The following is a 22,891-nucleotide window of genomic DNA, read 5'->3' as shown; positions in this document are numbered from 1 at the left end:
CAGGCTCTTGGTATGAACCAACCGTGCCCCTGCGGCAGCGACAACACTTATCGCGCCTGTTGTGGCCCGCTCCACGAGGGCGAGTCGCAGGCCCGGACGGCCGAGGAATTGATGCGCTCGCGGTACTCGGCATTCGCCTACGGTGACGCCGACTACCTGTTCCGCACGTGGCACCCGCGCACCCGCCCGGCCGACGTGACTGTCGACCCGGGGATCACCTGGACCGGCTTACAGGTGATCGACACCGAGGCGGGCGGGCCGGGCGATGAGTCCGGGGAAGTGGAATTCACGGCCCGATACGAATCCGCGGGCCGTGCCGGCAGCCTGCATGAACGCAGCCGCTTCGAACGCCGCGCCGGTCGATGGTTCTACCTCGACGCCGTGGACGATTCGTAGCGGTGCCCCACCTTGGTCTGCCTTGGAGCGAGTGACGGGATTTGAACCCGTGTATACGGCTTTGCAGGCCGCTGCCTAGCCACTCAGCCACACCCGCACGACTCGCAACCATGCCAGCAAACACGGGCATAGCCCAGTCTTTTACTCGGCCCGATCATTTCGTCAAACGGCTGCGGGCCAACCGGTTCACAGGCCGATGTAGACGGCCTTGGTGTTGAAGTAGGCCTCGATGCCCTTGCGGCCCCGCTCGCCGCCCCATCCCGACTGCTTGTGCCCGCTGATCGGCATCGATGGGTCGGCCGCCAGCGAGGAGTTCACCCAAATCTGGCCCGCGCGAAGCTCATTCACCATGCGATGGGCGCGGCTGAGGTTCTCGGTCCAAATCGATCCGGCCAGCCCGTAGTGCGTGTCGTTCGCCTCCGCGATCACCTCGTCCTCGTCGTCGAACGGGATGACGCAGCCGACCGGTCCGAAGATCTCCTCTTTGATCAGCCGCATGTCCGGTGTGGTGTTGGTGACGATCGTCGCCTCGTAGAAGTAGCCCTTGCGGTCCATCGGCTTGCCGCCGGTAATCACCTGAGCGCCGCCGGCCACGCCGTCGTTCACGATGCCTTCCACGCGCTTGCGCTGCTTCTCGCTGATCAGCGGGCCCAGCGCCGAATCGGGGTCGTCGCTGCCGCCCATCGGCAGCATCTGCGCGAACCCGGCGAGGCCCTCGACCACCTGGTCGTAGATGCCGCGCTGAACGTACATACGCGAGGTACACGAACAGTTCTGGCCGGACCCCGCGAGCAGACCCATGCCGGCGCCCATGATCGCCTTATCGAGGTTGGCGTCGTCGAACATGATCAGCGGCGACTTACCGCCGAGCTCGAGCGTCAGTCGCTTGAGGTTGCCCGCGGCCGCCTTGACGATCAGCCGCCCGACCTCCGTCGACCCGGTGAACGAGATCTTGTCGACGTCCGGATGCGCGGTGAGCGCGGCACCCGTGGTCTCGCCGTAGCCGGTGATGACGTTCAGGACGCCGTCGGGCAGACCCGCCTCGCGGAAGATCTCTTCCAATTTCAGCGCGGTGAGCGGCGTCTCCTCGGCGGGTTTGAGGACGGCGCTGCACCCCGCCGCGAGCGCGGGCGCGACCTTGAGCATCGCGACGAAAAACGGCCCGTTCCAAGGAATGATGAGACCGACGACACCGACCGGCTCGAGCTGGGTGAAGGTGTGGTAGGTCTCCCACGTGCCGAGCAGGCCGTCGGATACAAGGTTGGCCGACTCGCCGTGAATCTTGCCGACCCAACCGGCGTAGTACTTCAGCATGTCCACCGACACCGGGATGATGTGGCCGGCGGCCGTGAGGTTCATGCCGTTGTCTTGGGCCTCGAGCGCGGCCAGCTCGTCTTTGCGTTCCTCGATGATGCGCGCGGCGCGGAAGAGGACGTTCGCGCGGTGTGATGCGGGGGCCTTGCGCCACACGCCCGACTCGAAGGTCTCGCGTGCCCGGGCCACCGCCGCGTCGACGGCCGCCTGGTCCGAATCGGGGACCTCCGCGATCTGCTCCTCGGTGGACGGGTTGAAGACGGGGATGGTGGTACTCAATGTTCCTCATGGCCCTTCGTGTGGCGGGAAACCTGTCGTCGCGGGACAGAGGTTACGCGCTTAACCATAGGGTGTCCAGTACCGGTGTCAGCCGCGCGGAACGAGAATTCTGCTGGTCACCGGCGTGCCCAAAACGGATGCTCGATCCGCGGGCGGCGGGTCGAGCCCCGCCACAAAACGGCGGCTAGATTACCCCTATGCGGGTTTTTCGCCTGTTCGGCGTGGTCCTGGCAATTCTCACGGCGGGTCTGCTGTGGGCATCTCCGGCCGGGGCGCAACCGCCGTCCAAACTGACCGATCACATCACCGACAGCACCGGGGCGTTGACGGCGTCTGACCGCGCAGCGGTCAGCGCTGCCATCGACCGGCTCAACCGCGACCGCCACATCCAACTGTGGGTCGTCTACGTCGACAACTTCAACAGGTTCAAACCCGACAACTGGGCCGACCGGACCCGCAGTCTCAGCGGGTTGGGTGATCATGACGCGCTGCTGGCCGTGGCCACGAACACCAAGCTGTACGTGTTCAACGTTCCACCACAGGTTCAGGGCCTGACGCCGGCCGAGCTGAACAGCTTGCAAACCAATCAGATTGAGCCGGTACTGGGCGCGAGGAATTGGGGCGGCGCCGCGGTCGCCGCGGCCGACGGGTTGGACAAATCGACAAGCTCAGCAAAGCCGGCAGGCTCGTCGAAGCCGATCTGGCCGCTGATCGCGGTCGGCGTCGCCGTGGTCGTGCTCGTCGTCGCGTTGCTTTTGGTGCTGTTGCGTGCGCGCCGCCGCCGGCGCGCCGCCCGCAGTGGGGGACAGCCGGGCATCGGCGGGGGCGGTCATCCGGTGCAGCAGGCGTTGTCCACCGCCGACGCCCGGGTGCGCCAAATCTCCGACTATGTGGCCAGATATCGCTCCAACATCGGCTCCGAGGCTCAAGCGCGGCTCGACGACGCGCAACGGCACTTGGCAGCCGCGCACGGCGTGGAAACCAGCAACGACAACGATGCCATTGCCTACGCCAACAGGGCATCGACGCTGGCCGCTCAGGCGCAGAGCCTGGCCAACGGCGACGTTCTGGAAGCCCACCGCACGCCGCGGCGACGAGGCAGCGCGTCCACCCGCTAGACCGACCAAACAAAAAGGCTTACAGATTATTTCGGTGGGAGACGACAGCCGTCAGCGGTAGGTGGCGCGCAGCGAAGTCAGCGCCTGCTCGACGGTCTCCTCCATGTCCCGCGTCGCGTCGACCCGCAAAAGGGACGGCTGCTCATCGGGAGGCGTGAACGCAGCCCGCAACTCGGGCCACAGTTCGATCCGCGCGTCCGAGACGACACCTTGCTCGGTGGCGCGCCGCTCGAGTCGTGCGATCAGGGTGGCGTCGTCGGCCTCGCACAGCACGACGTGCAGGTCGGCCCCGAGCCGGCGCGCCAGCTGCTGCATCTGCGACCGCTCGCGCGGATTGCCGAATGTCGCATCGACGACCACGCCGCGGCCGCGGCGTAACCAGCGCGACGCGTCGCGACGCAGCGCGGCATATGTGCTGCGCGTCATGGCCGGATCGTAGAGCCCCGAACCGAATTCATCGTTACCGCGCCGGGTGGGTTCAACGCCCGCCATTCTCTTGCGCGCCACGTCCGACGAGAGGTGCACCAGCCCCAACCGGCCGGCGAGCGCGCGCGCCAGGGTGGTCTTGCCGCTTGCCGGCAGGCCCATGGTGACCACCATCGGCGGGCTGGGCAGGCCACCCGCGTGCGCCCACGCCAAGTCGAAATACGCCCGCGATTCGGCGATGAGCTCACGCGCTTCACCACCGGATGCCTGCTCGGCCTGCGCTAGACGCAGGCTGCGGACCTTGCCGCGCACGTACGCCCGATAGCAGACATAGAAGTCCAGCAGGCTGACCAGTCCGTCGTCACCACTGGTGCGCACATAGGAATCGACGAACCCCCAGGCCAGGTCCGCTCGGCCGTGATACTCGAAATCCATTGCCAGAAAAGCTACTTCCGAGGCCAGGTCGGCGCACCGATAGCGCGGTGCGAACTGCAAACTGTCGAACAGCAGGATTTGGCCGTCGTCGATGCAGATGCTGGCGGCGTGCAGGTCACCGTGGCCGTCGCGCACATGCCCCTCGGCCACACGCCGCTCGAGCAAGGACGCCTGCTCCTGAACGAAGTGGTCGACGTAGGTGCGGATGTCCTCGTTGACGTCGCTCGAAATCGTTCGACCGACGAAGGGGCATATCTGGTCGAAGTTCTCCCGCCAGTTCGCGATCACACTGGACGGGCGCCCGTAAGCCTCGATGTCGGGACCGGTTTCGGCCCGGCTGTGCAGCTTGGCCACCGTGCGGCCGATTCGTCGCGCCAGACGCATGTCGACGTCTCCGCGCGCGAGCTTGGCCGGCAGCATGCCCTCTTCAGGCAGACGCCGCATCCACACGGCCGGCTCGCCCGACCCGGATTCGCCGCCGATCCGGTAACGGCCGTCGCGCTCGGTGACCTCGACGACTCCCAGATACATCTGGGGACTGAACCGCCGATTGAGGCGCACCTCCTCGTCACAGTCCGCGCGACGCCGTTCGATGCTGGTGAAGTCGAGGAAACCCAGATTCACAGGCTTCTTGAGCTTGTAGGCGTAGGCGCCGGCGACCACGACCCACGAGCTGTGCGTCTCGTGGAGAATGACGTCGTCGGCCGGCGGGTCGTAGGCATCGGGTCGCAGTAAATCGGCGACGATTCGTGGATGGCCGTCGGGTCCGGCTGGGTCGAAGGCATGCATCATGGTCTCGCCGAACGATTGCAGGCGGTTTGGCTAGCCGTCAAGGGCTTTCGTATCCTGGCCCAACGTCGGCGGGCAAGAGCGAGCGCGTGACACCCTCGCCCTCGAAGGTCAATTTGTGCGCGGGATGGCGCAATGGCTCAACGGTGCCATCCGGGTGCGCGATGACGCCTCCGCCGGTGGGAATTCCCAGACCGGCGACGGATCGGTCAAGCGTCTGAATCGCCCGCGACAGCCGGCCCCACTCGGCTCGCTCATCGTGTGCGTCGATAACCAGCGGGACGAGATTGAACATGTCGAGCAATTCCGTCCCGTCCGCACCCAATGTCTCGACGATTCCGTGGCGCCCGAGCTGGACCGCGCCGGCCGAAATGCCCACCAAAACAGCCCCTTTGGCGTGCCGGTCCAGAATCACCTCCTTCATGCCGGTTTTCTCGAACGTGTTCCAGCCGAGGCGCACGTCGCCACCCGCCAGGAGGATCAATTGAGCACCCTCCAGGAAAGCGCGGTCGTCCGGGCCGAACGCCGAACCGATCATCCGACGATCGGTGATGCCCACACCGTCCATGGCCGCTTCGAAGATCTCGTAGAACTCCGGGCGATCCCCGTTGGAAGCGCCGATGTAGGCCGCGCTCAGTGACTCCCGAGCTGATTCATCGAAGGCGGTGTCGAGAAGCAATTTGTCGTCGCGTTTCCAGAACAGCAGCTGGCTGTCCGCCAGCAGAAAGAGGGGTTTCTGTTGTGGCGCGGTCACTGTGACTGAACTTCGCCGGCGAGCTCTTCGAACCGGGCCAGGGCGAGGTCGCGCTGGTCGGGGTCGAAGTCCTCGATGTGCGTGATGCGATCACCCTCCACGAGAACCAGCTGAATGAGCGGAATTTCGATCGCGGCGCCATCGACCGTCGTTCCTTTGATGACGGCGTGACCCACAGCGCCGCGAGCCGACAGTGCTAGGGATTCGGTTGGTTCGACGCGGTAGTCGTGTGCGAGTGACACCAGCGCTCGCAACGATGCCATGTGATCGGCCATCGTTTGGCTGTCCCACTTACCAAGCTGCCGGTGATTGACGTGCGTGGCACCGTTGGTGAGCCTGGTGAAAGCGTCCCAGTCGTGATCGTTGCCGGCCTCTACCAGCCGCTGGATGAACTCCACGACTTCCGGGTGGGCGACATCGCCGGACGCGATCCAGCGTTCCGTCAGGGCCGCGAGCGCCCCGTTGATGTCCTCGGGGTCGCAGCTCACGGTGTGGTGGATGAGGCCGTCGTCATCGACTTCCGCCACCGCCAGGAGTTCGACCGTGACCGGCTGCTCGGGGTCATCGATGTCGCGCCAACGCAGGCGCGCCAGCGCGAAGCGAGAATTCCTGATCGCGATGGGTTCTAGCTCCACCCGCCAGCTAGCTTGTGGCGTGTCGAACATCGCCCGGGCATTTTCTCGCCGAGCCGGTCCGTCGTGGAAGGCGCGCAACCCCTTTCGCCGATCCTCCATGCGCCCATCCGCATCGAGCGTCGCAAGGAAGCCGTTCAGGTCTCGACGATTGAAGGCTTCGAATGCCCGTGCCAAAGCCGCGGTTGCGGCGTTGCCGAGTTGGGGCGCGGGCTGATCGAGCGCGTTGAACCTCGCGACTGCGGCATCGCGATCGGCCTCGTCGAAGACTTCGACGCGGTTGATCAGGTCGCCCACGACGGCGAGCAGCATGATCATTCGCATCTCCGTGTCGAAGCCGCCTTGCGAGGTCATTTTCAGCACCTCGGTGAAGACGGCTCCGCGCTCGCTCAGTTGATGTACGGCCTCGATGTAGACGCGGGAATTCGACGTGATGTCCCATACGGCACGAATAGATGCGGCTAGATCAGCGCCCTCGCGTGATGCGCGCGGGCGATGATCGATGTAAACCGGATTCGACGCCGTCGTGGGAAGTTCGTGACGATTGAATCGAGCGGGCACGCCCGAGACCACCGACCACGTGTGCGCGTGGGCGGCCGCTTCGCCGCCGAGGTAACGGGTTTCGAGTTCCTCATATGCGGCATCGACGTCATCGACGTCGAAAAAGACGTGGGCCGAAATCCGCCCGTCGGAGTCGGTCTCGACGATTCCCAGCATTTCGACGACGAATTCGCCGCGCCGTGTTTCGGGGTTAAAGGAGCGGATACGAATGAGGGCAAGGCGGTTTCCACGCGTAGCGATGACCGTCAACGAAACGTGCGTGAGGCCCTCTTCCAGGGCGCGCATGTTCGCTATCACCACCTCGCGGCCGTCCCAGAAACCGACATTTACCACTCGGCGGCGATCATCGACGTAGCTTTTGTCGGCCAGGATCTCGGCCACCGTTGCCCAGTCGCGGGCCGCCGAGCGCGCGAAGAGTTGGTGTTCTGCCCGGCTTGCCGCATTCTCCAGGCGCCGTATTGGGCGGTGTAGCTCGTCAAATCGCGTCAGCGCGGCGTCGAGGTCTGTCTCGTCGAAGAGTTCACCGCGGCTGACCGCGTCGCCTTCGACGGTGATGATAAGGACCATGCGCCACTCGGCGTCGAAACCCTCGCGTGAGGTCCCCTTTGCCACATGGGTGACAACCGCGCCGAGGGACGTCAATCGATGAACGATCTCAACATACAAGCCGTCGAAGACCGTGTCGTCGAACGCCGCACGGAGGTAATCGATCAATTCACCGGGGGCCAACGCTGCCCCGCTCCGGCGGTCCACGTCGACCAAGCCGGGAGTCACGGGTATTTCGGCCCTGTTGAGGGCCGCGTAGCCCTGCGTGATTACCGACCACGTGTGTGCGTATGGGGCTGCTTCTCCTGCGAGGTAGCGTTCTTCGAGTTCCTCGAAGGCAGCGTCGATGTCGTCGGGGTCGAAAACGACCACGGCCGCGCATCGGTTTTCGTCGTTGACCTGCACGACGGAAAGTGCCGCGGCTTGGAACGACGCGGGCAGCGATTCTTGGCTTGCGAAGGTGAAGCGGAAGAGCGCGAGGCCTTGGCCGCGGGTCGCAACGATCGCCGCCCGCACATCGGACCTCCAAACTTCGGCGGTGGCTCGCCAATTCGCCATCTCGACGTCGCGACCGTGCCGGATTCCGGCGTTGAGGCCTCGACGGCGGTCGTCCGAGCGAAACCCCTCGTCGATCAAGTTCGCCATGGCGTCCCAGTCGCGGGCCGCAAAGTTCGCCAGGAATTGCTCAACCGCTCGGCTCGCCCTGTTCTCTGACCGCGGCGCCTGCGGACGGAGCTCCTCGAATCGCATGAGTGCGGTGTCTAAGTCGTTCTCGTCGAATACTTCGCAACGCGCGAGTCGGTCTCCATCGACAATGAGAAGCATCACCATGCGCCATTCGACGCCCAGGCCATCGGGCGAGGACCCATGCGCCTTATTAGTGACCAGCGCTCCGAAATTGCTTAGTCGATGCACCGTATCGATATGAACGTGGAAGTTTGGCGTGAGGTCGAAGAGGGTGTGGATGGCGGGCGTCATCTCGCCCGCGCTGAAGGGCGTGCCTCGCCGACGATCGACGGTCACCCAGCCCTCTACGGGAAGTTCGTGCCGGTTGAACATTGCGTGCACGCCCGCCACCACCGCCCACGCATCTGCGTACGCGGCCGCTTCGCCTGCCAGATAACGAGCGTCGAGTTCCTCGATGGCGGCGTCGAAGTCGTCAACGTCGAGCACGACGCGTGCCACGACCCGCTCATCCGCGTCGATTTCGACAATCTCAAGCGCATCGGTGTGAAAGGCCTCGGGACCCTTGTCGCGGCCCCACGTACGGACCCGGCCGAAGGCGAGGCGCTCACCGCGGGTCGCGATGACGTCTGAGGCTGCGTTCGTGACGCCGATCGCGACAAGCGCCCGTACCTCAGCGAGCATCGCATCGCGGCCCTGCCGCGGTCCCGCCCCGATCACTCGTCGTCGGTCGTCGTGGGAGACGTTGTCGGCCAGACCTTGAGCCAGCCCCTCCCAGTCACGGGCCTGGAAGCAGGCGTGGAACCGTTTGTTCGCACGACTTGCCGCGTTCTCCAGTTTCGGCGCCGGACCGGTCAGCTGTTGGAACCGCGCGATCGCAGCGTCGAGGTCGGCCTCGTCATATAGCTCGGCGCGGGTGAACAGATCACCTTCCACCATCAACAGGTGGGTATCCCGCCACTCGGCGTCGAAGCCCTCCTGCGAGATCCCGCGCGCCGCGTGGGTGACGACCGCTCCAGCGCTCGCGAGTCGATGCACCGCCGCGATGAAGATTTTGGTGTCAGGGGAGTCGCCCCACGCCGCTTGGATGTACGGGAAGATGTCACCCGTGGCGAAACCTGCTCCGCGGCGATGGTCGATGTTCACCCATTCCGGCGCCGACGGGGCGAGCTCGCGCCGGTTGAAAGCGGCATAGGCGTCCGCGATTGCCGACCACGTCCGTGCATGATCGGCCGCTTCGCCGGCGAGGTAGCGGGCTTCGAGTTCGGCTACGGCGGCGTCGAAGTCGTCGGCGTCGAAAACTATCCGCGTCAAAAGCCGCTCGTTGGAATCGATTTCAATAACGTCTAGAACATCGGTGCGGAAGGCGCTGGGCGCTTGATCCCAGCCCGCGTAACTCAGACGGGTGAGGATGAGGCGTGCGCCACGCGTTGCCACGACGGTCGACGTCATATTGGTGCCTCCGAGGTCGGCAACGACCCGCATGCTCTCGATCTCGGCGTCACGACCATGTCGCGCTTCCACGCCCACCACTCGACGTCGATCCTCGGTAGAGAAGTCTTCGGCCAGCATGTCCGCCAATGCATCCCAGTCGTGGGCTATAAAGCGTGCCAGAAAGCGCTCGGCCACTTGACTAGCCGCGTTCTCCAGCTCGAGCGTCGGGCGGTTGAGCTGTTCGAATCTTGCGATCGCGGCGTTGATGCCGGCCTCGTCGAAGACCTCGGTCCGGTTTATCCTGTGGCCCTGGACCGTGAATAGCGCGATCCCGCGCCACTCGGCCCTCATGCCCTCTCGCGAGACCTCGTGCGCCGCGTAAGTAATCGCCGTTCCGATGTCGCTAAGCCGATGCACTTGCTCGACATAGACGTTGATGTCTTGCTCGGAGTCCCATCCGGCGTGAATGTATGCCGTCACGTCGCCCGGCCCGAACGCTGTCTCTCGGCGGTGGTCGACGTTGACGCAGTCCGGACTGGTCAATGGTGTTTCGTGGCGGTTGAGCGCGGCATAACTCCGCGCAACCGTCGACCACGTTTCCGCATACAGCGCCGCTTCACCAGCGAGGTACCGGGCATCGAGCTCGGCGATGGCGGCGTCGAAGTCGTCGAGGTCGAACGCGGCCATCGCCGCGATCCGGTCGTCGGTGTCGAGTTCGACGATTTGGATGAAGTCGACGCGGAATGTCTCCGTCTCCAAGGTGCTTCGCGCGTAGCGGGCACGCATGAGGGCCAGGCGCGTCCCACGGGTTGCAACCGTCTCCGAACTCGCGTCCGTCACGTCGACGTCTGCGGCCGACCGGTAGTCTTCGATCGCAGCATCCGGGCCACGGCGGATCCCGGAACCTACCACCGAACGGCGATCGTCGCCGCAGTAGTCGTCGGTGAGGAGCTCGGTTATCGCGTCCCAGTCGCGGGCTTTGAACTGCGCGTGCAGGCGCTCGTATGCCCGCGTCGCGGCATTTCCCAGTTGACGTGCGGGCTGCTCGGCCTCGAGTCGAGCGTGGGCCGCGTCGAGTTCGGCCATCGCGGCGTCCATGTCGTCGGCATCGAACCACACCTGTCGCACGACTTGACCGTTCTCGTCGATGGCGTATAGCTGGAGAAGCTCGTCGTGCGGTGCTCCGGGACTCTCGTCGAAAGCGCTCGTGACTAATCGCGACAGAGCCAGCCGCTCGCCTCGCGCGGCGATCATCACGTGGTCGACACGCGCGACGCCCGCCTCGAGATCATGCCTCATCTGACGCCGCACCGCGTCCGATGGTAGGGCCACGCCGTCGATCTTCCGCCGATTCTCGATCGAGACATTCGGTGCGAACAGCCGCTCGAACTCATCCCAGTCCTTTCGATGAACGGCGGCCATCACGCGTTCACCCACTCGCACGCATTCGCTGTCCAGCTCGACAACGGGCACCTCGGGAGGAGCAGGGGTGGGCGGCTGAGGAGGCGCGCCGAGAACTTGCCGCGCCATCTCCGCAAGCGCCGCAGCGCCTTTCCGCTCATACAGCTCGACCGCTTGCTCGGCGGCAGCCCGGGCCCCTGCCACGTCGCCCGCGGCGCCCAACACCGTTGCCAGCGTGAAACAGGCGTCGCCGTGATCGACCAGAGCGTCTGTGCGCTCGGCCAAGGCGACTGCCTCTGAGGCAATCCTTCGCGCCCCGTCGTGGTCGTTGCCCCGCGCCAGCAGATGCGCCCGAAGCGTCCGCCACGCGATCGACGCCTTCAACGCGTGTCCGGCGAGACGTTCACTCTCCGAGCACAATTCACGAGCCTCGTCATCTCGATCGAGCGCAAGGCATCCCCGGCCCAGCAGCGCGGCGGTCTCGGCGGTATCGGCGTCCAGACCCATCCGGCGAAAGCCGTTGTAGGCCTTACGCAGATGCGGCTCGGCGGCGCCCGGGTCGTCGACGATGAGTTCGACGATCCCGGCGAATTGCTCGACCTCGAGCAGCGCATGGCGCAGCCCGAGCTCGGTGACCGTACGCCGGGCCGAGTCGATCATCCGCCGCGCCGCGGCAGCGCGCCCGCGAAAGGCCTCCAGCACGGCCTGGCACCGCGTCGAAGTTGCCTCGACCGCGGGGGAGTCGGTCGTGATCCGCAGCAGCCGCACCACATCGAGACACCGCCCGCCGGCGCGTGGAACGGGGTTGGGGCCCCACAGCGCCGCGAGCGGCGCACCCGCCAAAACCGCATTCACCCGGCGGTGTTCGCGCGCGCGGCGCGCTGCGGTGAGGGCATCGTCCAAGGCCACCTCGCAGTCGCCGATTCGCCCGAGGCGCGCCAAGCAGGCCGCTCGGACGGTGTGCGCCTTGGCTTCTCCAGCGGCGTCGTCCAGTTCGGCGAGTGTGGCCGCGGCCGCGGCCAACGCGGCTCCGACCTCGTCCAGCCGCTCGGGATGCACCAACATCGAAAGTTGGCCGTCGAAGCATGTCGCCCAGGCCGCTAGCCGCGCCGAATCAACTGTCGCTACCTGCAATTGGGACACCGCACCCGCGGCCGACACCACGTCGCCCGCGGCCAACAATGCCTCGCAGCGCGCGAGCAACAGCTCCTCGGTCTGCTCGTCGCGATCGGGCAGTTCGTCGTCGATCTCCTCGAGCGCGTGCAGGGCCTGGTGGTAGAGGTCGGCGGCACCCTCGTAGGCGAGCCGCGCCATCGCCTGATCTGCGGCGCGCCGACAATAGAAGACCGCCTTGGCCGCGTTTCCGGCCCAAGCACATTCGAAATAATGATGGGCCAGCTCGGCCAGCAGCTCGTCCTCCGCGCCGGGCAGATTCTCGAGGGTCGCGGCGATGCGCTGGTGCAATCGCATGCGCCGCACGGACGCCAGCTCGGCCAGCAGTGATTGACGCACGATGGCGTGGTTGAAGCGGTAATACCCGCCCGGCTCCTCGATCACGATACCGGCTTGGCGCGCTTCGTCGAACGCGTCGATGAGGTCGCTTCCGACAACCTGCTCGACCAGCTCCAGGGCAAACCGGCTACCGACAACCGCGGCCGCGGCAAGGGCTTTGTTGGTCTCCGTAGGAAGCCGAGAAAGACTGCGGCTCACCGCTTCCCGTACGCCCTGTGGCAGGGTGCTCTGATCCCACACGCCGCCGCTCTCATCGACATGGCGCAGGGCCTCGATGAGGAAGAAGGGGTTCCCACCCGTAACGGATGCCAATGCGTGCGCGAGTTCCTCGTCGTCGTAGCCGGCCTCCGCGACGTAAGCCGTCACGTCGTCCTCGTCGAGGCCGGCCAGGGTGAGCCGGTTGGCTGTCCCGTCGCGGTGAAGGTCGACGAGCATCGCCGCGAGGGGATGGGAGCGGTCGAGGTCGGTGCTGCGGTAGGTGCCGACGATTTGCACGCGGGCGTGGTCGCCGAAGCGCAGCAGATGCCGCAACAGGAGCAGCGTCGGTTTGGCCGCCCAGTGCAGGTCATCGAGGATCAAGACGACGGGCGCGCTCTTGGAGGCGATTTCCAGCAGCGCCACAACGGCATCGAATAGTGCGTAGCGCTCGGTGTCGGGGTCGGCATGAGCCGGAGAAGTGAGATCGGGCAGGACATCGGCGAGTCCGGGCACAAGTGCCAGCAACGCTTCGACGCCGCGCAGCCCTCGCAGCCGGTCCGCGCCCACGCAGGGTGCCAGCGAACGTAGCGCTTCGGCGAACGGCTGATACGGCGCTCCGAGATCCTCGTCGCAACGCCCGTACAACACGACCGCTCCTTGCGCGTAGGCCTGTTGCGACCATTCACCGGCCAGACGCGTCTTGCCGACTCCGGGTTCGCCGGCGATCAGCACGGTGCGCACGCCGCCCGCGAGGGCGGTCTGCCACGCCGCGAGCAGCCCTTCGAGTTCGCGACCACGTCCGACGAACGGCCCGGGGCCTACCAGCACCCCGGGAAAGTTGGGGCGCTCCATCGGTGTTTCGGGTGCCGGCATGTCCGGTTGTTCGGCAGCGGTTTCCAGTCGCAGCTCGAAAACATGCTCGGGCCGCGCGAGGTTTTTGAGCTGACGCATGCCGAGATCGGTCAGGATGACGTCGTCGGCCAGCGAGTCGATGACGAGCTCGGCGGTCGCACCGGAACACAAAATTTGGCCACCTTCGGCCAGGGACCGCAGGCGCGCAACGCGGTTGACCGCCCGGCCGAAGTAGTCACCGTCGCGAAGCTCGACCTCGCCGGTATGCAGCGCCATGCGGACACGGATGGGGTCCCGCGACGCCCACGGTTCGTGAGTGATCGCGTCCTGCAACTCAATTGCCGCCGCGGCGCCCGCCGAAGGGCGATCGAAGACCGAAAACGTCGCGTCGCCCTCACCGCGCGTCTTGACCAGCCGACCGCCCCGTGACGTGACGACCTGTTCGACCAGCTCGTCGTGGCGCGCGAGCGCGACCGCCATGGCGTCGGCGTCGGCCTCCCACGCGGCCGTCGACCCCTCGATGTCGGTGAGCAGAAAAGTCACGGCGCGTGTCACCGACGGAGCCTGTTGTGCGACAACGATATCCAGCGAGGCGTCTTGCGCGACGATCGCCGCCTCGAGCCGGCGAAGCTCCGGCCCCGGATCGACCCCCAGGTCGTCGGCAAGGAGAGACCGGGCCCGTTGATAGGCGCCGAGGGCCTCACCTTGCCGGCCGGCCCGGTACAGGGCGAGCATCAGCTGGCCCCACCGCCTCTCCCGCAGCGGCGCTTCGGCCACCGCGGCCTCGAGATCACCGATGACCTCGGCGGCCCGACCCGTAGCCAGCAGCGCGTCCGCCCGGTCCTCGACCAGCGCGGCGTGGCCCTCGATCCATCGCGTCTTTTCGGAGGTTCCGCGCCGGCCGTCGGGCAGTTCGGGGATCCCGCGCCACAGGGCAAGGGCCTCCTCGAAGCGGGCCAGCGCTTGGCTGGTCTCGCCCGTGGCGGCGGCATCGCGTCCGAGTCGAGCCGCCGACTTGTAACGCGACGCGTCAACCTCGCTCTCGGCGAGGACCCAGCCTGCTCCCTGGGTCAAGACAAAGCCGTCGCCAAGGGTACGACGCAGCGACGAGATATGAGTCTGCAGGGCTTTTGCGGCGGTGCGCGGCGGGTCCTGCCCCCAGAGCAGCTCGACGAGAGTCTCGGCCGGTACGACAGACCCGCAGTGCAGTCCGAGCATCGTGAGGATGGCGCGCGGTTTCGCGCCCGGTATGACAACGGACGCTCCGCCTTGCCGGACCTGGAGAGGCCCCAAAACCCCCAGTTCCACCGATGAAAGCGTACTCATGTCAGCAATCTTCGGCGGGACAATTCAATACTCGGTCAAGATCGAGTAAAGCCGCGCTGCCTGCAGTTGGTCGACCGCGCGCAACGGCCCGTGACCTCGATGGACGTCAACCAGCTACTGTGCCGGTCCGCACCGATCGGTGCGCCATGCACGCCGGCGCCGTGCCAAGCCCATCCGGATACCGAACATAGGTGTTCACAGGACCGTTTACGTTGGTACCTATGGACGGCGACCGGAGTGACTCCGCCTTCACCTGGCAGGGCCGGCGCGAACTGGTCAGCCGGATGCACGACCAGCTCGACGAGCTGGTCGCGGCGCGCGACCAGATGGAACAACTGGTGCGGGTCATCGTCGAGATCGGCTCCGATCTGGACCTGGACGTCACGCTGCAGCGCGTCATCAAAGCCGCGATGGAACTGACGGGCGCCCGCTACGCCGCCCTCGGCATCCGCGCCTCCGACGGCACGCTCGTTTCTTTCGTACACGCCGGCATCGACGCCGACACCGCGCGGCTGCTCGGCGACCTTCCGGTTGGCGACGGCCTGCGTGTCGACGATCTGAGTTCCCACCCCGCGACCCTCGCGCTGGCCGGACACGAGCCGCCCATGCATGCGCTTCTCGGCATCCCGATCACCGTGCGGGCGGCCAACTTCGGCAGCCTGTACCTGGCCGACGACCGGCCCGGCCGGGTCTTTTCCAACACGCAGGAAGGCGCCGTGCGCGCGATGGCCACGGCCGCGGCCGCAGCCATCGACAACGCCCGACTCTTCGAGCGTGAGCGTGAGTCGGCGAAATGGACGAAAGCCAGCCGCGAGATCACCACCGCGCTGCTCTCCGGCGACCCGCAGACGGGGCCGTTGCAGCTCATCGTGAACCGGGCGCTGGAGCTGGCCGGCGCCGAGCAAGCCATTCTGCTGGTTCCCAAGGAGGCCGAACTGCCCGTCGACCAGGTCGACACCCTGGTCGTGGCCGCGACCGCGGGCCGGTACTCCTCTGAGGTGATCGGCCGACAGGTGCCGATGGACGGCTCGACCACCGGCGGCGTGGCCCGCCGCGGCCTGCCGCTGATCACCGATTCCTTCGAATATCCGATCGAGGGCTTCACCGATGTCGGTGAACGCTCGGCGATCGTCATGCCACTGATCGCGGACGACGCCGTGCTGGGCGTCATCGCCGTCGCTCGCGACCCGCATCAGCCCGCATTCGGCAGCGACTACCTCGACCTGGTCAGCGACTTCGCCCGGCACGCGGCGATCGCCCTGGCGTTGGCGGCGGGCCGCGAACACGCGCTCAACCAGGAACTCGCCCAAGCCGACACCGTCGATGACGCCGTGAAGGCCGCCGCGGAGGAACTGCGCCGCCTCTGGCGGGCGCGCCGCGTTCTGGCCGTCACCTTTCCGACGCAAACGTCGTCCACCCTGGAAAACACCTTCGGTGCGCCGCACGTGGTGTCGGTCGGCGAACCCGCGCAGTGGGCCGACCTGCCATCGGACATTCAGCATGCGCTCAGCTCATTGCGCGACGGCGACCTGCTGACCCCCGGTACGACGCAGCCCGGAACGGCCGGCATCGCGTTGCAGCACCCCGATGGCGTGCTCGTGGTCTGGATGGATCTGACCGCGCAGCGCCCATTCACCCTCGAGGATCAGACCTTGCTCACCGTGCTCGCCGGCCGGCTCGGCCAGGGTTTGCAGCGGGTGCACCAGGTCGATCAGCAGCGCGAGACCGCGCTCGCCCTGCAGCACGCGATCCTGGGGCCCGCCGACCTGCCCAACGGGTTCGCGGTGCGCTATCAGGCCGCGACACGGCCGCTCCAGGTGGGCGGTGACTGGTACGACATCTTCGAGCTGGATGACGGGCGCATCGCGCTGATCGTCGGCGACTGCGTCGGCCATGGACTCGCCGCCGCCACCGTGATGGGCCAGGTGCGCAGCGCCTGCCGCGCGCTCCTGTTCGAAAACCCAAGTCCTGGTGCAGCTCTCGCCGGGATGGACCGCTTCGCCGCGCGGTTGCCCGGTGCTCAGTGCACCACTGCCGTCTGCGCGGTGCTCACCCCCGAGACCGGTGAACTGGTCTACTCGAGCGCCGGTCACCCGCCGCCCATCCTGGTGCACGGTGACGGCAGCACCCAGATACTCGACCAGGGTCACACCATTGCATTGGGGATACGGGGCAACTGGATTCGACCGGAGGCCCGCGTGACCATCCCGGCGCGTTCGACGCTGCTGCTGTACACCGACGGTTTGGTCGAACGCCGTCGAGTTCCACTGGACCACGGCATCTCCCGCGTCGCGGGCGTCGCCCAGGATTCGCGGGCGTTGAAGTTGGAGGATCTGGCGAACCAGGTCATGTCCCGCGTCGCGCCCCGCGGCGGGTATCAGGACGACGTCGTCCTGCTGCTCTATCGCCACCCGGCGCCGTTGGAGCTGAAGTTCCCCGCCGAAGTCGGTCAACTCGCGCCCACCCGTACGGCCCTGCGTAACTGGCTGACCCGGGCCCGGCTGGACCCCGACCAAACCCTGAACGTGCTTGTTGCCGCTGGGGAAGCCGTCGCCAATGCCATCGAGCACGGTCACCGCCATAGACCGCAGGGCACGATCCGCCTGGGCGCGGTCGCACTCGGTGACGAGGTCCGGTTGACCATCACCGACACGGGCTCGTGGAAGGCCCCGCAAGCGGCTTCCCGCCCGCATCGGGGCCGCGGTATTCCGCTGATGCGAAGCCTGATGCAGGATGTCGACATCCGGCCCGACACCAACGGGACCACCGTCCACCTATCCACGAGGATCACCTGATGACGACCCCGCTCACGCTCGCCACCGCGCGCAGCAGCGACGGGAAATTGGTGCTGGCGGCCGAGGGGGAAATCGACATGAGCAATATCGATGAGTTCAATCTGGCGTTGGCCGGGGCCGCGACCGAAGCCGGCGACGGGGCGTTGCTCGTCGACCTCAGCGCGGTGCAGTACCTGGACAGCGCCGCCATCAATACCTTGGCCGCCCACGCCGATCGGATCGAGCTCGTCGCACACCCCATCCTGATGCCCGTCCTGCGGGTCAGCGGCCTCACCGAACTGACCACCGTCGAAGCGGCACCGCCGACAGCGGGGCAGTGACAAACCATGATCGTCGGGTTCGCATCGAACTGATTCTTGCTCGCGCGTTGACGTCTTGTCAGGATGTCGCGCCCTAAGCCCGCGCCGAGGCCGTTGCGGTCGGCTGTCTGATCGGCACGGCGGGTTAACGTGGAGGCCCTGAACGTGTCGCTTCGAAGGGCTGAATTTGTATGTCCGGGATCGTCTTCCGGGCCCCCGTCACCATGACGACTGCGGTCCTCGTCGTGGCGGCCGGCGCTGTGCTGGGCGGCCATCCGCTGACAGGAGCGGGCGCGTCGGGCGTCGTGCTGACGGGTGGTGCCACGTCCTCGCCGCGGGGAGTGGTCTCCTCGTTGGGACGTTGGCCCATGCCCCTTGACGTCGCACCCGCGAAAATCGACAAGAGCGTCTCGACGGTCACCTATGACTGCGGGAACCAGTCTCCCATCAATGTCGTGAGCATCGACTCCAACGTCACGTTGAACGGCTCCTGTGGTGAGGTCGACGTCAGCGGTTCGGCCAACACGGTGAATCTGCAGGCGGTCGCCGTCATCAAAGCCACGGGCTCGGGTAACCACATCACCTGGCAGCAGGGGCCGGGCGGCGGCCAGCCTCACATCAGTAACCCCGGTGGCAGCAACAGCATCGTCGGCCCCGCCGGCATCCAGGCACCGCCCGGGTAGAGGTTATTAGCGAGTCGAATGCTCTTGCGGCACAGCGTAAACCGCGGTGGCCCTTGGCCGGGGTCCGCGCCGCATGCCACGATGGCGTAATGGCTGACGACACGCTGAGTTCGGAGCGGGAATTCAACGAGCAGAACATCGACGAGTTTCGCCGCAATGGCGGCAAGGTGGGCGGGCAATTCGAGGGTTTCCCGCTGCTGCTCCTGACGTCGACCGGTGCGCGAAGCGGCGCCCAGCGGGTCAACCCGGTCGCGTATTTCGATATCGACGACAAAACCTATGTGGTCGGCTCAGCGGCGGGCCGGGACAACAATCCGGCTTGGGTGCACAACATTCGCGCCAACCCGCGGGTGTCGATCGAGATCGGCTCGGAGCCCGCCAAGCCCGCGACCGCACGCGAATTGCCGCGCGACGAAAGGGATTCGATCTATCCGGTGGTGGTCGAGCGCGCCCCCGGGTTCGGCGAATACCAGCAACGCACCGATCGGCTCATCCCGGTTTTCGAATTGGTGACCGACTGAACACAGGGGCTGCCAGCGGCATTCAAGCTCGCGAATTCGGCACGTTAACGGGTCGATTGCCGCACAATGATGGGCGCGGGTTTGGTCGGATGCGACCGGTCATCACCCCCCGCCTTGCCTGAACGACGAAGTGAGGTCGGCGATGAGAAATTCCTTGCGGCGCTGCGTGTTCGGTGCGGTCGCTTTCGTGTTGGTCGGGTTGCCGGTGACGGTGATCGCCACGCCGGCGATCGGGCGTGCCGACGGTGAATGCGCCCCGGGTTGGGGCTGGAGCGTCGATCTGAATCAGTGCGTGTTCTTGCTCCCGGCCGCCAATGGGCCGGGCGGACCCGGCGGACCGGGGGGACCCGGCGGCCCCGGGCGTCCCGGACCGCACTAAAAATCTCGTCTAGCTGCGGCGACTCGACGTTCGCACCGGCGAACCGGCCGGGCGGCGGTGACGTGGGAACTTCACGTCACCGCCAGTCGTTATACCGGCTAAGTAACCTGTGATTCCGAGGGGGACGACAGCCGCATGCCACGCACAGACAATGACACCTGGGATTTGGCGACCAGTGTGGGCGCGACCGCGACGATGGTCGCAGCCGCGCGAGCCATCGCGACCAACGCCGACAACCCGCTGATCGACGACCGCTTCGCCGAACCGCTGGTTCGTGCCGTCGGGGTGGACTTCTTCACTCGCTGGGTCTCCGGCGACCTGGTGGCCGCCGACGTCGACGACCACGAATCGGGCTGGAAGCTCGAACACATGCCCACCGCGATGGCCGCCCGGACACGGTTCTTCGATTCGTTTTTCCAGGCTGCGACGCAGGTCGGGATCCGGCAGGCCGTGATTCTGGCGTCGGGCCTCGACGCGCGCGCCTACCGGTTGGCGTGGCCGGCCGGCATGATCGTGTTCGAGATCGACCAGCCGCAGGTGATCGAATTCAAGGCCGCGACGCTGGCCCAGCTGGGCGCCGCCCCGCAGGCCGAGCTGCGCACGGTCGCCGTCGACCTGCGCAACGACTGGCCAAAGGCGTTGATAGAAGCCGGCTTTGACAAGAGCCAGCCCACCGCATGGATCGCGGAGGGGCTCTTTGGATACCTGCCGCCGGAGGCGCAAGATCGCCTGCTGGACAACATCACCGCACTCAGCGCTGACGGCAGTCGGCTGGCGTGCGAAGCTATTCCGGACATGTCAGAGGTAGACACGGAGAAAGCCCAGGAGATGATGCAACGGGCCACCGCGAAATGGCGGGAGCATGGCTTCGACCTGGAATTCGGTGAGCTCGGCTACCAGGGCGAGCGCAATGACGTCGCCGCCTACCTGGACAACCTGGGATGGGAGTCGGACGGCACCCGGATGGCTGAGCTGTTGGCCGACTCCGGTCTCGAGGCGATCCCGCAGACCAATGACTCGGTGTCGGTGGCCGACACCATCTACTACAGCTCGGTGCTGAGCAAATGACGGCACCGCAGCGACGAGGGCTCAACGAGGCCGTCACGCGGATATGGAGCTTCCTGGCGCCGGCATACGATCTGCCCTTCCTGCAACGGTGGGTGTACCGACCTCCGCACAACGAGGTGATCGCCCAGCTGCGCAACCACGGCGCGCGCAAGATCGCTGATATCGCCTGCGGCACCGGCATTTTGAGCGACCGGATCCAGCGTGAACTGCAGCCCGACGAGATCTATGGCGTCGACATGTCCGACGGCATGCTCGGTCAGGCGCGGGCCAGGTCGGATCGCGTGCAGTGGATGCGCGGCCCGGCCGAGCAGCTTCCCTTCGATGACGGCGCCCTCGATGCCGTCGTGACAACCTCGGCCTTTCACTTCTTCGACCAGCCCGCGGCGTTGCGTGAATTCCATCGTGTGTTGGCGCCCGGCGGCCTGGTGGCCGTTTCGGCGCTGAGTACGCGGCAACCGCGGCTGCAGTCCTCCGCGGACTCACGGTGGAAGCCGCAACACAACGCGTCCGCGCCCGAGATGCGGACGTTGTTCGAAAACGCCGGGTTCGTGATCACCGATCAGCACCGAATCCCGCGACCGGTGTGGACGGCGCTCGTGCCCGACCTGTTGACCGTCGGCACAAAAAGGTGAATGCAGAGCCGGAGCGAAAATCGCTCGGCGCCAAACGCATACAACCGACGACGCCCCCTTCGCCAATCGGCGAAGGGGGCGTCTTGTCAGCTATCGATCACAGCGGGATCCACACTCCGAAGAGCCAGAAGCCCCACTGGTTGAAACCGGGATCCCAGATCGGGGTTTCCTGGTAGCCCCAGTAGTTGATCGGGCCGTAGTCCCAACGCCCACCGGGCGGGGGAAGCGGTCGATCCCATGCCGGCCGCGGCGGCGCGCCCGCGCCCCACGGTCCGGGTCCGTCGCCCCACGGTGCGCCATGGAAGTAGCCGCGCTGGGCGTCCCCGTGCCAGGGGCCACCGGGGTGAGGATCCGGTCCGCCGAATCCGCCGGGAGCACCGGGGTGATCGCCGGGTCCGCCCGGACCGCCAGGGCCGCCGGGGTGATCGCCGGGTCCGCCCGGACCGCCGGGTCCGCCGGGTCCGCCGGGGTGATCGCCGGGTCCGCCCGGACCGCCGGGTCCGCCGGGGTGATCGCCGGGTCCGCCCGGACCGCCAGGGCCGCCGGGGTGATCGCCAGGGCCGCCAGGGCCGCCCGGGCCGCCGGGTCCGCCGGGGTGATCGCCGGGTCCACCCGGACCGCCGGGCCCACCAGGACCGCCCGGATCGTTGGGACCGGTGGGTGCGTGGCCACCGCCAGGCGCCGCCGGCCCGCCATGATTACCCGGAGGCTGTGGCGCTCCGGGAGCAGCGTTGGCAAACCCGGCACCCATGCCCAGGGCCGCAGCGCTGAGCGCTCCGGCGACGGTCACCCCTCCGACCAGTTGCTTCAACTTCATGATGCTTCACCTATCCACTAGGGATTTTTGCAAGGAAGTTCCTTGGAACACCCCCCGTTACACCCCCGACGCTAAATAGCGTTCCTATGGACTAGCTGTGACTCGCCCATGCAGAACTTTTGGCCGGGCGCCGCGCCGAACGGTGGTTTGCCCCACAGTCGCCGCCGTTGGCGCAGCGGCCCCCGTGTCCCCGGCACCAGGCTTTTTGAGCGCGGATCGAGGCGTTTCTCAACCCCACGGGCGTCGGTTTGGGAAGGCTATGTTGCCTAGTCGGCCAGAGGTTTCCTCTATATGGTTGCGGCCGTGTCGAGTGCGTCACATCCGCATGAACCCCACGTCGGTTCGGTGTCGTCGAAGCTGAATTGGCTGCGTGCGGGCGTCCTGGGCGCCAATGACGGGATCGTCTCCACCGCGGGAATCGTGGTGGGTGTCGCGGCGGCCACCGCCGAACGCGCCCCCATATTGACCGCCGGCAGCGCCGGACTGGTCGCGGGCGCGGTGTCGATGGCGCTGGGCGAATATGTCTCCGTGAGCACCCAGCGCGACACCGAGAAGGCGCTGTTGAGGCAAGAGCGTCGCGAACTGCGCGACGATCCCGTCGCCGAATTGGATGAGCTGGCCACGCTGTACGAGGCGAAAGGCCTGACGGCGGCGACCGCGCGCACCGTGGCCGAGGAACTCACCGACCACAATCCGCTGCTCGCCCACGCCGAGGTCGAACTCGGCATCAACCCCGACGAGCTGACGAACCCCTGGCAGGCGGCGTCCTCGTCGGCGCTGTCGTTCGCGATTGGTGCCCTGTTGCCGTTGGTCGCGATTCTGGTTCCGCCCACGACATGGCGGGTCCCGGTGACCGTCGCCGCGGTGCTGATCGCGCTGGTGATCACCGGTGCGGTGTCGGCCGGTCTGGGCGGAGCGCCGAAAGGCCGCGCGGTGCTGCGCAACGCCATTGGCGGCAGCCTTGCGTTGGCGGTCACGTACGTGATCGGTCATCTGGTGGGCGCCGCACTCGGCTGACCACCGGAACTTCCGGGCATCCC

General features: G+C 66.7%; 15 protein-coding genes and 1 tRNA gene. 10 read left to right on the top strand and 6 right to left on the bottom strand.

Annotation, left to right across the window (positions count from 1 at the left end):
- Window positions 1-12: 12 nt before the first annotated feature.
- Entirely contained in the window at window positions 13-396 is a 384-nt protein-coding gene (locus tag ACYQ8K_RS14155) for a YchJ family protein (protein ID WP_459969895.1), read from the top strand.
- A gap of 23 nt (window positions 397-419) precedes the next feature.
- On the opposite strand, the gene ACYQ8K_RS14150 is transcribed toward ACYQ8K_RS14155, so the two are convergent.
- Window positions 420-493, bottom strand: a tRNA-Cys gene (locus ACYQ8K_RS14150).
- A gap of 89 nt (window positions 494-582) precedes the next feature.
- Window positions 583-1,989, bottom strand: a complete 1,407-nt coding sequence (locus ACYQ8K_RS14145) for an aldehyde dehydrogenase family protein (RefSeq protein ID WP_459969893.1) — start codon at window positions 1,987-1,989, stop codon at window positions 583-585.
- Between the two features lie 197 nt (window positions 1,990-2,186).
- On the opposite strand from ACYQ8K_RS14145, the gene ACYQ8K_RS14140 reads away from it, so the two are divergent.
- Window positions 2,187-3,107, top strand: a complete 921-nt coding sequence (locus ACYQ8K_RS14140) for a TPM domain-containing protein (RefSeq protein ID WP_459969891.1) — start codon at window positions 2,187-2,189, stop codon at window positions 3,105-3,107.
- Between the two features lie 51 nt (window positions 3,108-3,158).
- On the opposite strand, the gene ACYQ8K_RS14135 is transcribed toward ACYQ8K_RS14140, so the two are convergent.
- From ACYQ8K_RS14135 to ACYQ8K_RS14125, 3 genes are read right to left on the bottom strand one after another with little or no spacing between them, the layout of a single operon-like run.
- On the bottom strand, window positions 3,159-4,760 hold the full coding sequence (locus tag ACYQ8K_RS14135) for a bifunctional aminoglycoside phosphotransferase/ATP-binding protein (protein ID WP_459969889.1): 1,602 nt from the start codon (window positions 4,758-4,760) through the stop codon (window positions 3,159-3,161).
- A 37-nt stretch (window positions 4,761-4,797) separates the two neighbouring features.
- Window positions 4,798-5,511, bottom strand: coding sequence for a Type 1 glutamine amidotransferase-like domain-containing protein (locus ACYQ8K_RS14130; RefSeq protein WP_459969887.1), 714 nt, complete (start codon window positions 5,509-5,511; stop codon window positions 4,798-4,800).
- Entirely contained in the window at window positions 5,508-14,657 is a 9,150-nt protein-coding gene (locus ACYQ8K_RS14125) for a BTAD domain-containing putative transcriptional regulator (RefSeq protein ID WP_459969885.1), read from the bottom strand. Before ACYQ8K_RS14125 ends, ACYQ8K_RS14130 begins: the two co-directional genes overlap by 4 nt.
- A 221-nt stretch (window positions 14,658-14,878) precedes the next feature.
- Here ACYQ8K_RS14125 and ACYQ8K_RS14120 point away from each other — a divergent pair, with 221 nt between their 5' ends.
- From ACYQ8K_RS14120 to ACYQ8K_RS14090, 7 genes are all read left to right on the top strand, one after another.
- Complete coding sequence (locus ACYQ8K_RS14120; RefSeq protein WP_459969883.1) at window positions 14,879-17,452, top strand: SpoIIE family protein phosphatase; 2,574 nt, start codon at window positions 14,879-14,881, stop codon at window positions 17,450-17,452.
- Complete coding sequence (locus tag ACYQ8K_RS14115; RefSeq protein WP_459969881.1) at window positions 17,452-17,772, top strand: STAS domain-containing protein; 321 nt, start codon at window positions 17,452-17,454, stop codon at window positions 17,770-17,772. Before ACYQ8K_RS14120 ends, ACYQ8K_RS14115 begins: the two co-directional genes overlap by 1 nt.
- Window positions 17,773-17,942: 170 nt before the next feature.
- Window positions 17,943-18,434, top strand: a complete 492-nt coding sequence (locus ACYQ8K_RS14110) for a DUF3060 domain-containing protein (RefSeq protein WP_459969880.1) — start codon at window positions 17,943-17,945, stop codon at window positions 18,432-18,434.
- A gap of 89 nt (window positions 18,435-18,523) precedes the next feature.
- Complete coding sequence (locus ACYQ8K_RS14105) at window positions 18,524-18,955, top strand: nitroreductase family deazaflavin-dependent oxidoreductase (protein ID WP_459969878.1); 432 nt, start codon at window positions 18,524-18,526, stop codon at window positions 18,953-18,955.
- Window positions 18,956-19,097: 142 nt separating this feature from the next.
- Window positions 19,098-19,334 carry a hypothetical protein gene (locus ACYQ8K_RS14100; RefSeq protein ID WP_459969876.1) on the top strand — a complete coding sequence of 79 codons (237 nt, stop codon included), beginning with the start codon at window positions 19,098-19,100 and terminating at the stop codon, window positions 19,332-19,334.
- A 135-nt stretch (window positions 19,335-19,469) separates the two neighbouring features.
- Window positions 19,470-20,402, top strand: a complete 933-nt coding sequence (locus tag ACYQ8K_RS14095) for an SAM-dependent methyltransferase (protein WP_459969874.1) — start codon at window positions 19,470-19,472, stop codon at window positions 20,400-20,402.
- Window positions 20,399-21,034 carry a class I SAM-dependent methyltransferase gene (locus tag ACYQ8K_RS14090; RefSeq protein ID WP_459969872.1) on the top strand — a complete coding sequence of 212 codons (636 nt, stop codon included), beginning with the start codon at window positions 20,399-20,401 and terminating at the stop codon, window positions 21,032-21,034. The genes ACYQ8K_RS14095 and ACYQ8K_RS14090 overlap by 4 nt, the downstream gene beginning before the upstream one ends.
- A 97-nt stretch (window positions 21,035-21,131) precedes the next feature.
- Here ACYQ8K_RS14090 and ACYQ8K_RS14085 read toward each other — a convergent pair whose 3' ends face one another.
- Window positions 21,132-21,851 carry a chitin-binding protein gene (locus ACYQ8K_RS14085; RefSeq protein ID WP_459969870.1) on the bottom strand — a complete coding sequence of 240 codons (720 nt, stop codon included), beginning with the start codon at window positions 21,849-21,851 and terminating at the stop codon, window positions 21,132-21,134.
- Window positions 21,852-22,154: 303 nt separating this feature from the next.
- On the opposite strand from ACYQ8K_RS14085, the gene ACYQ8K_RS14080 reads away from it, so the two are divergent.
- Complete coding sequence (locus tag ACYQ8K_RS14080) at window positions 22,155-22,868, top strand: VIT1/CCC1 transporter family protein (RefSeq protein WP_459969869.1); 714 nt, start codon at window positions 22,155-22,157, stop codon at window positions 22,866-22,868.
- The last annotated feature ends 23 nt before the right edge of the window (window positions 22,869-22,891 follow it).

Source organism: Mycobacterium sp. MUNTM1 (genome assembly GCF_054660795.1).
The sequence above is the reverse complement of the archived record's forward strand: the minus strand, read 5'-3'. Positions and strand labels throughout refer to the sequence as shown.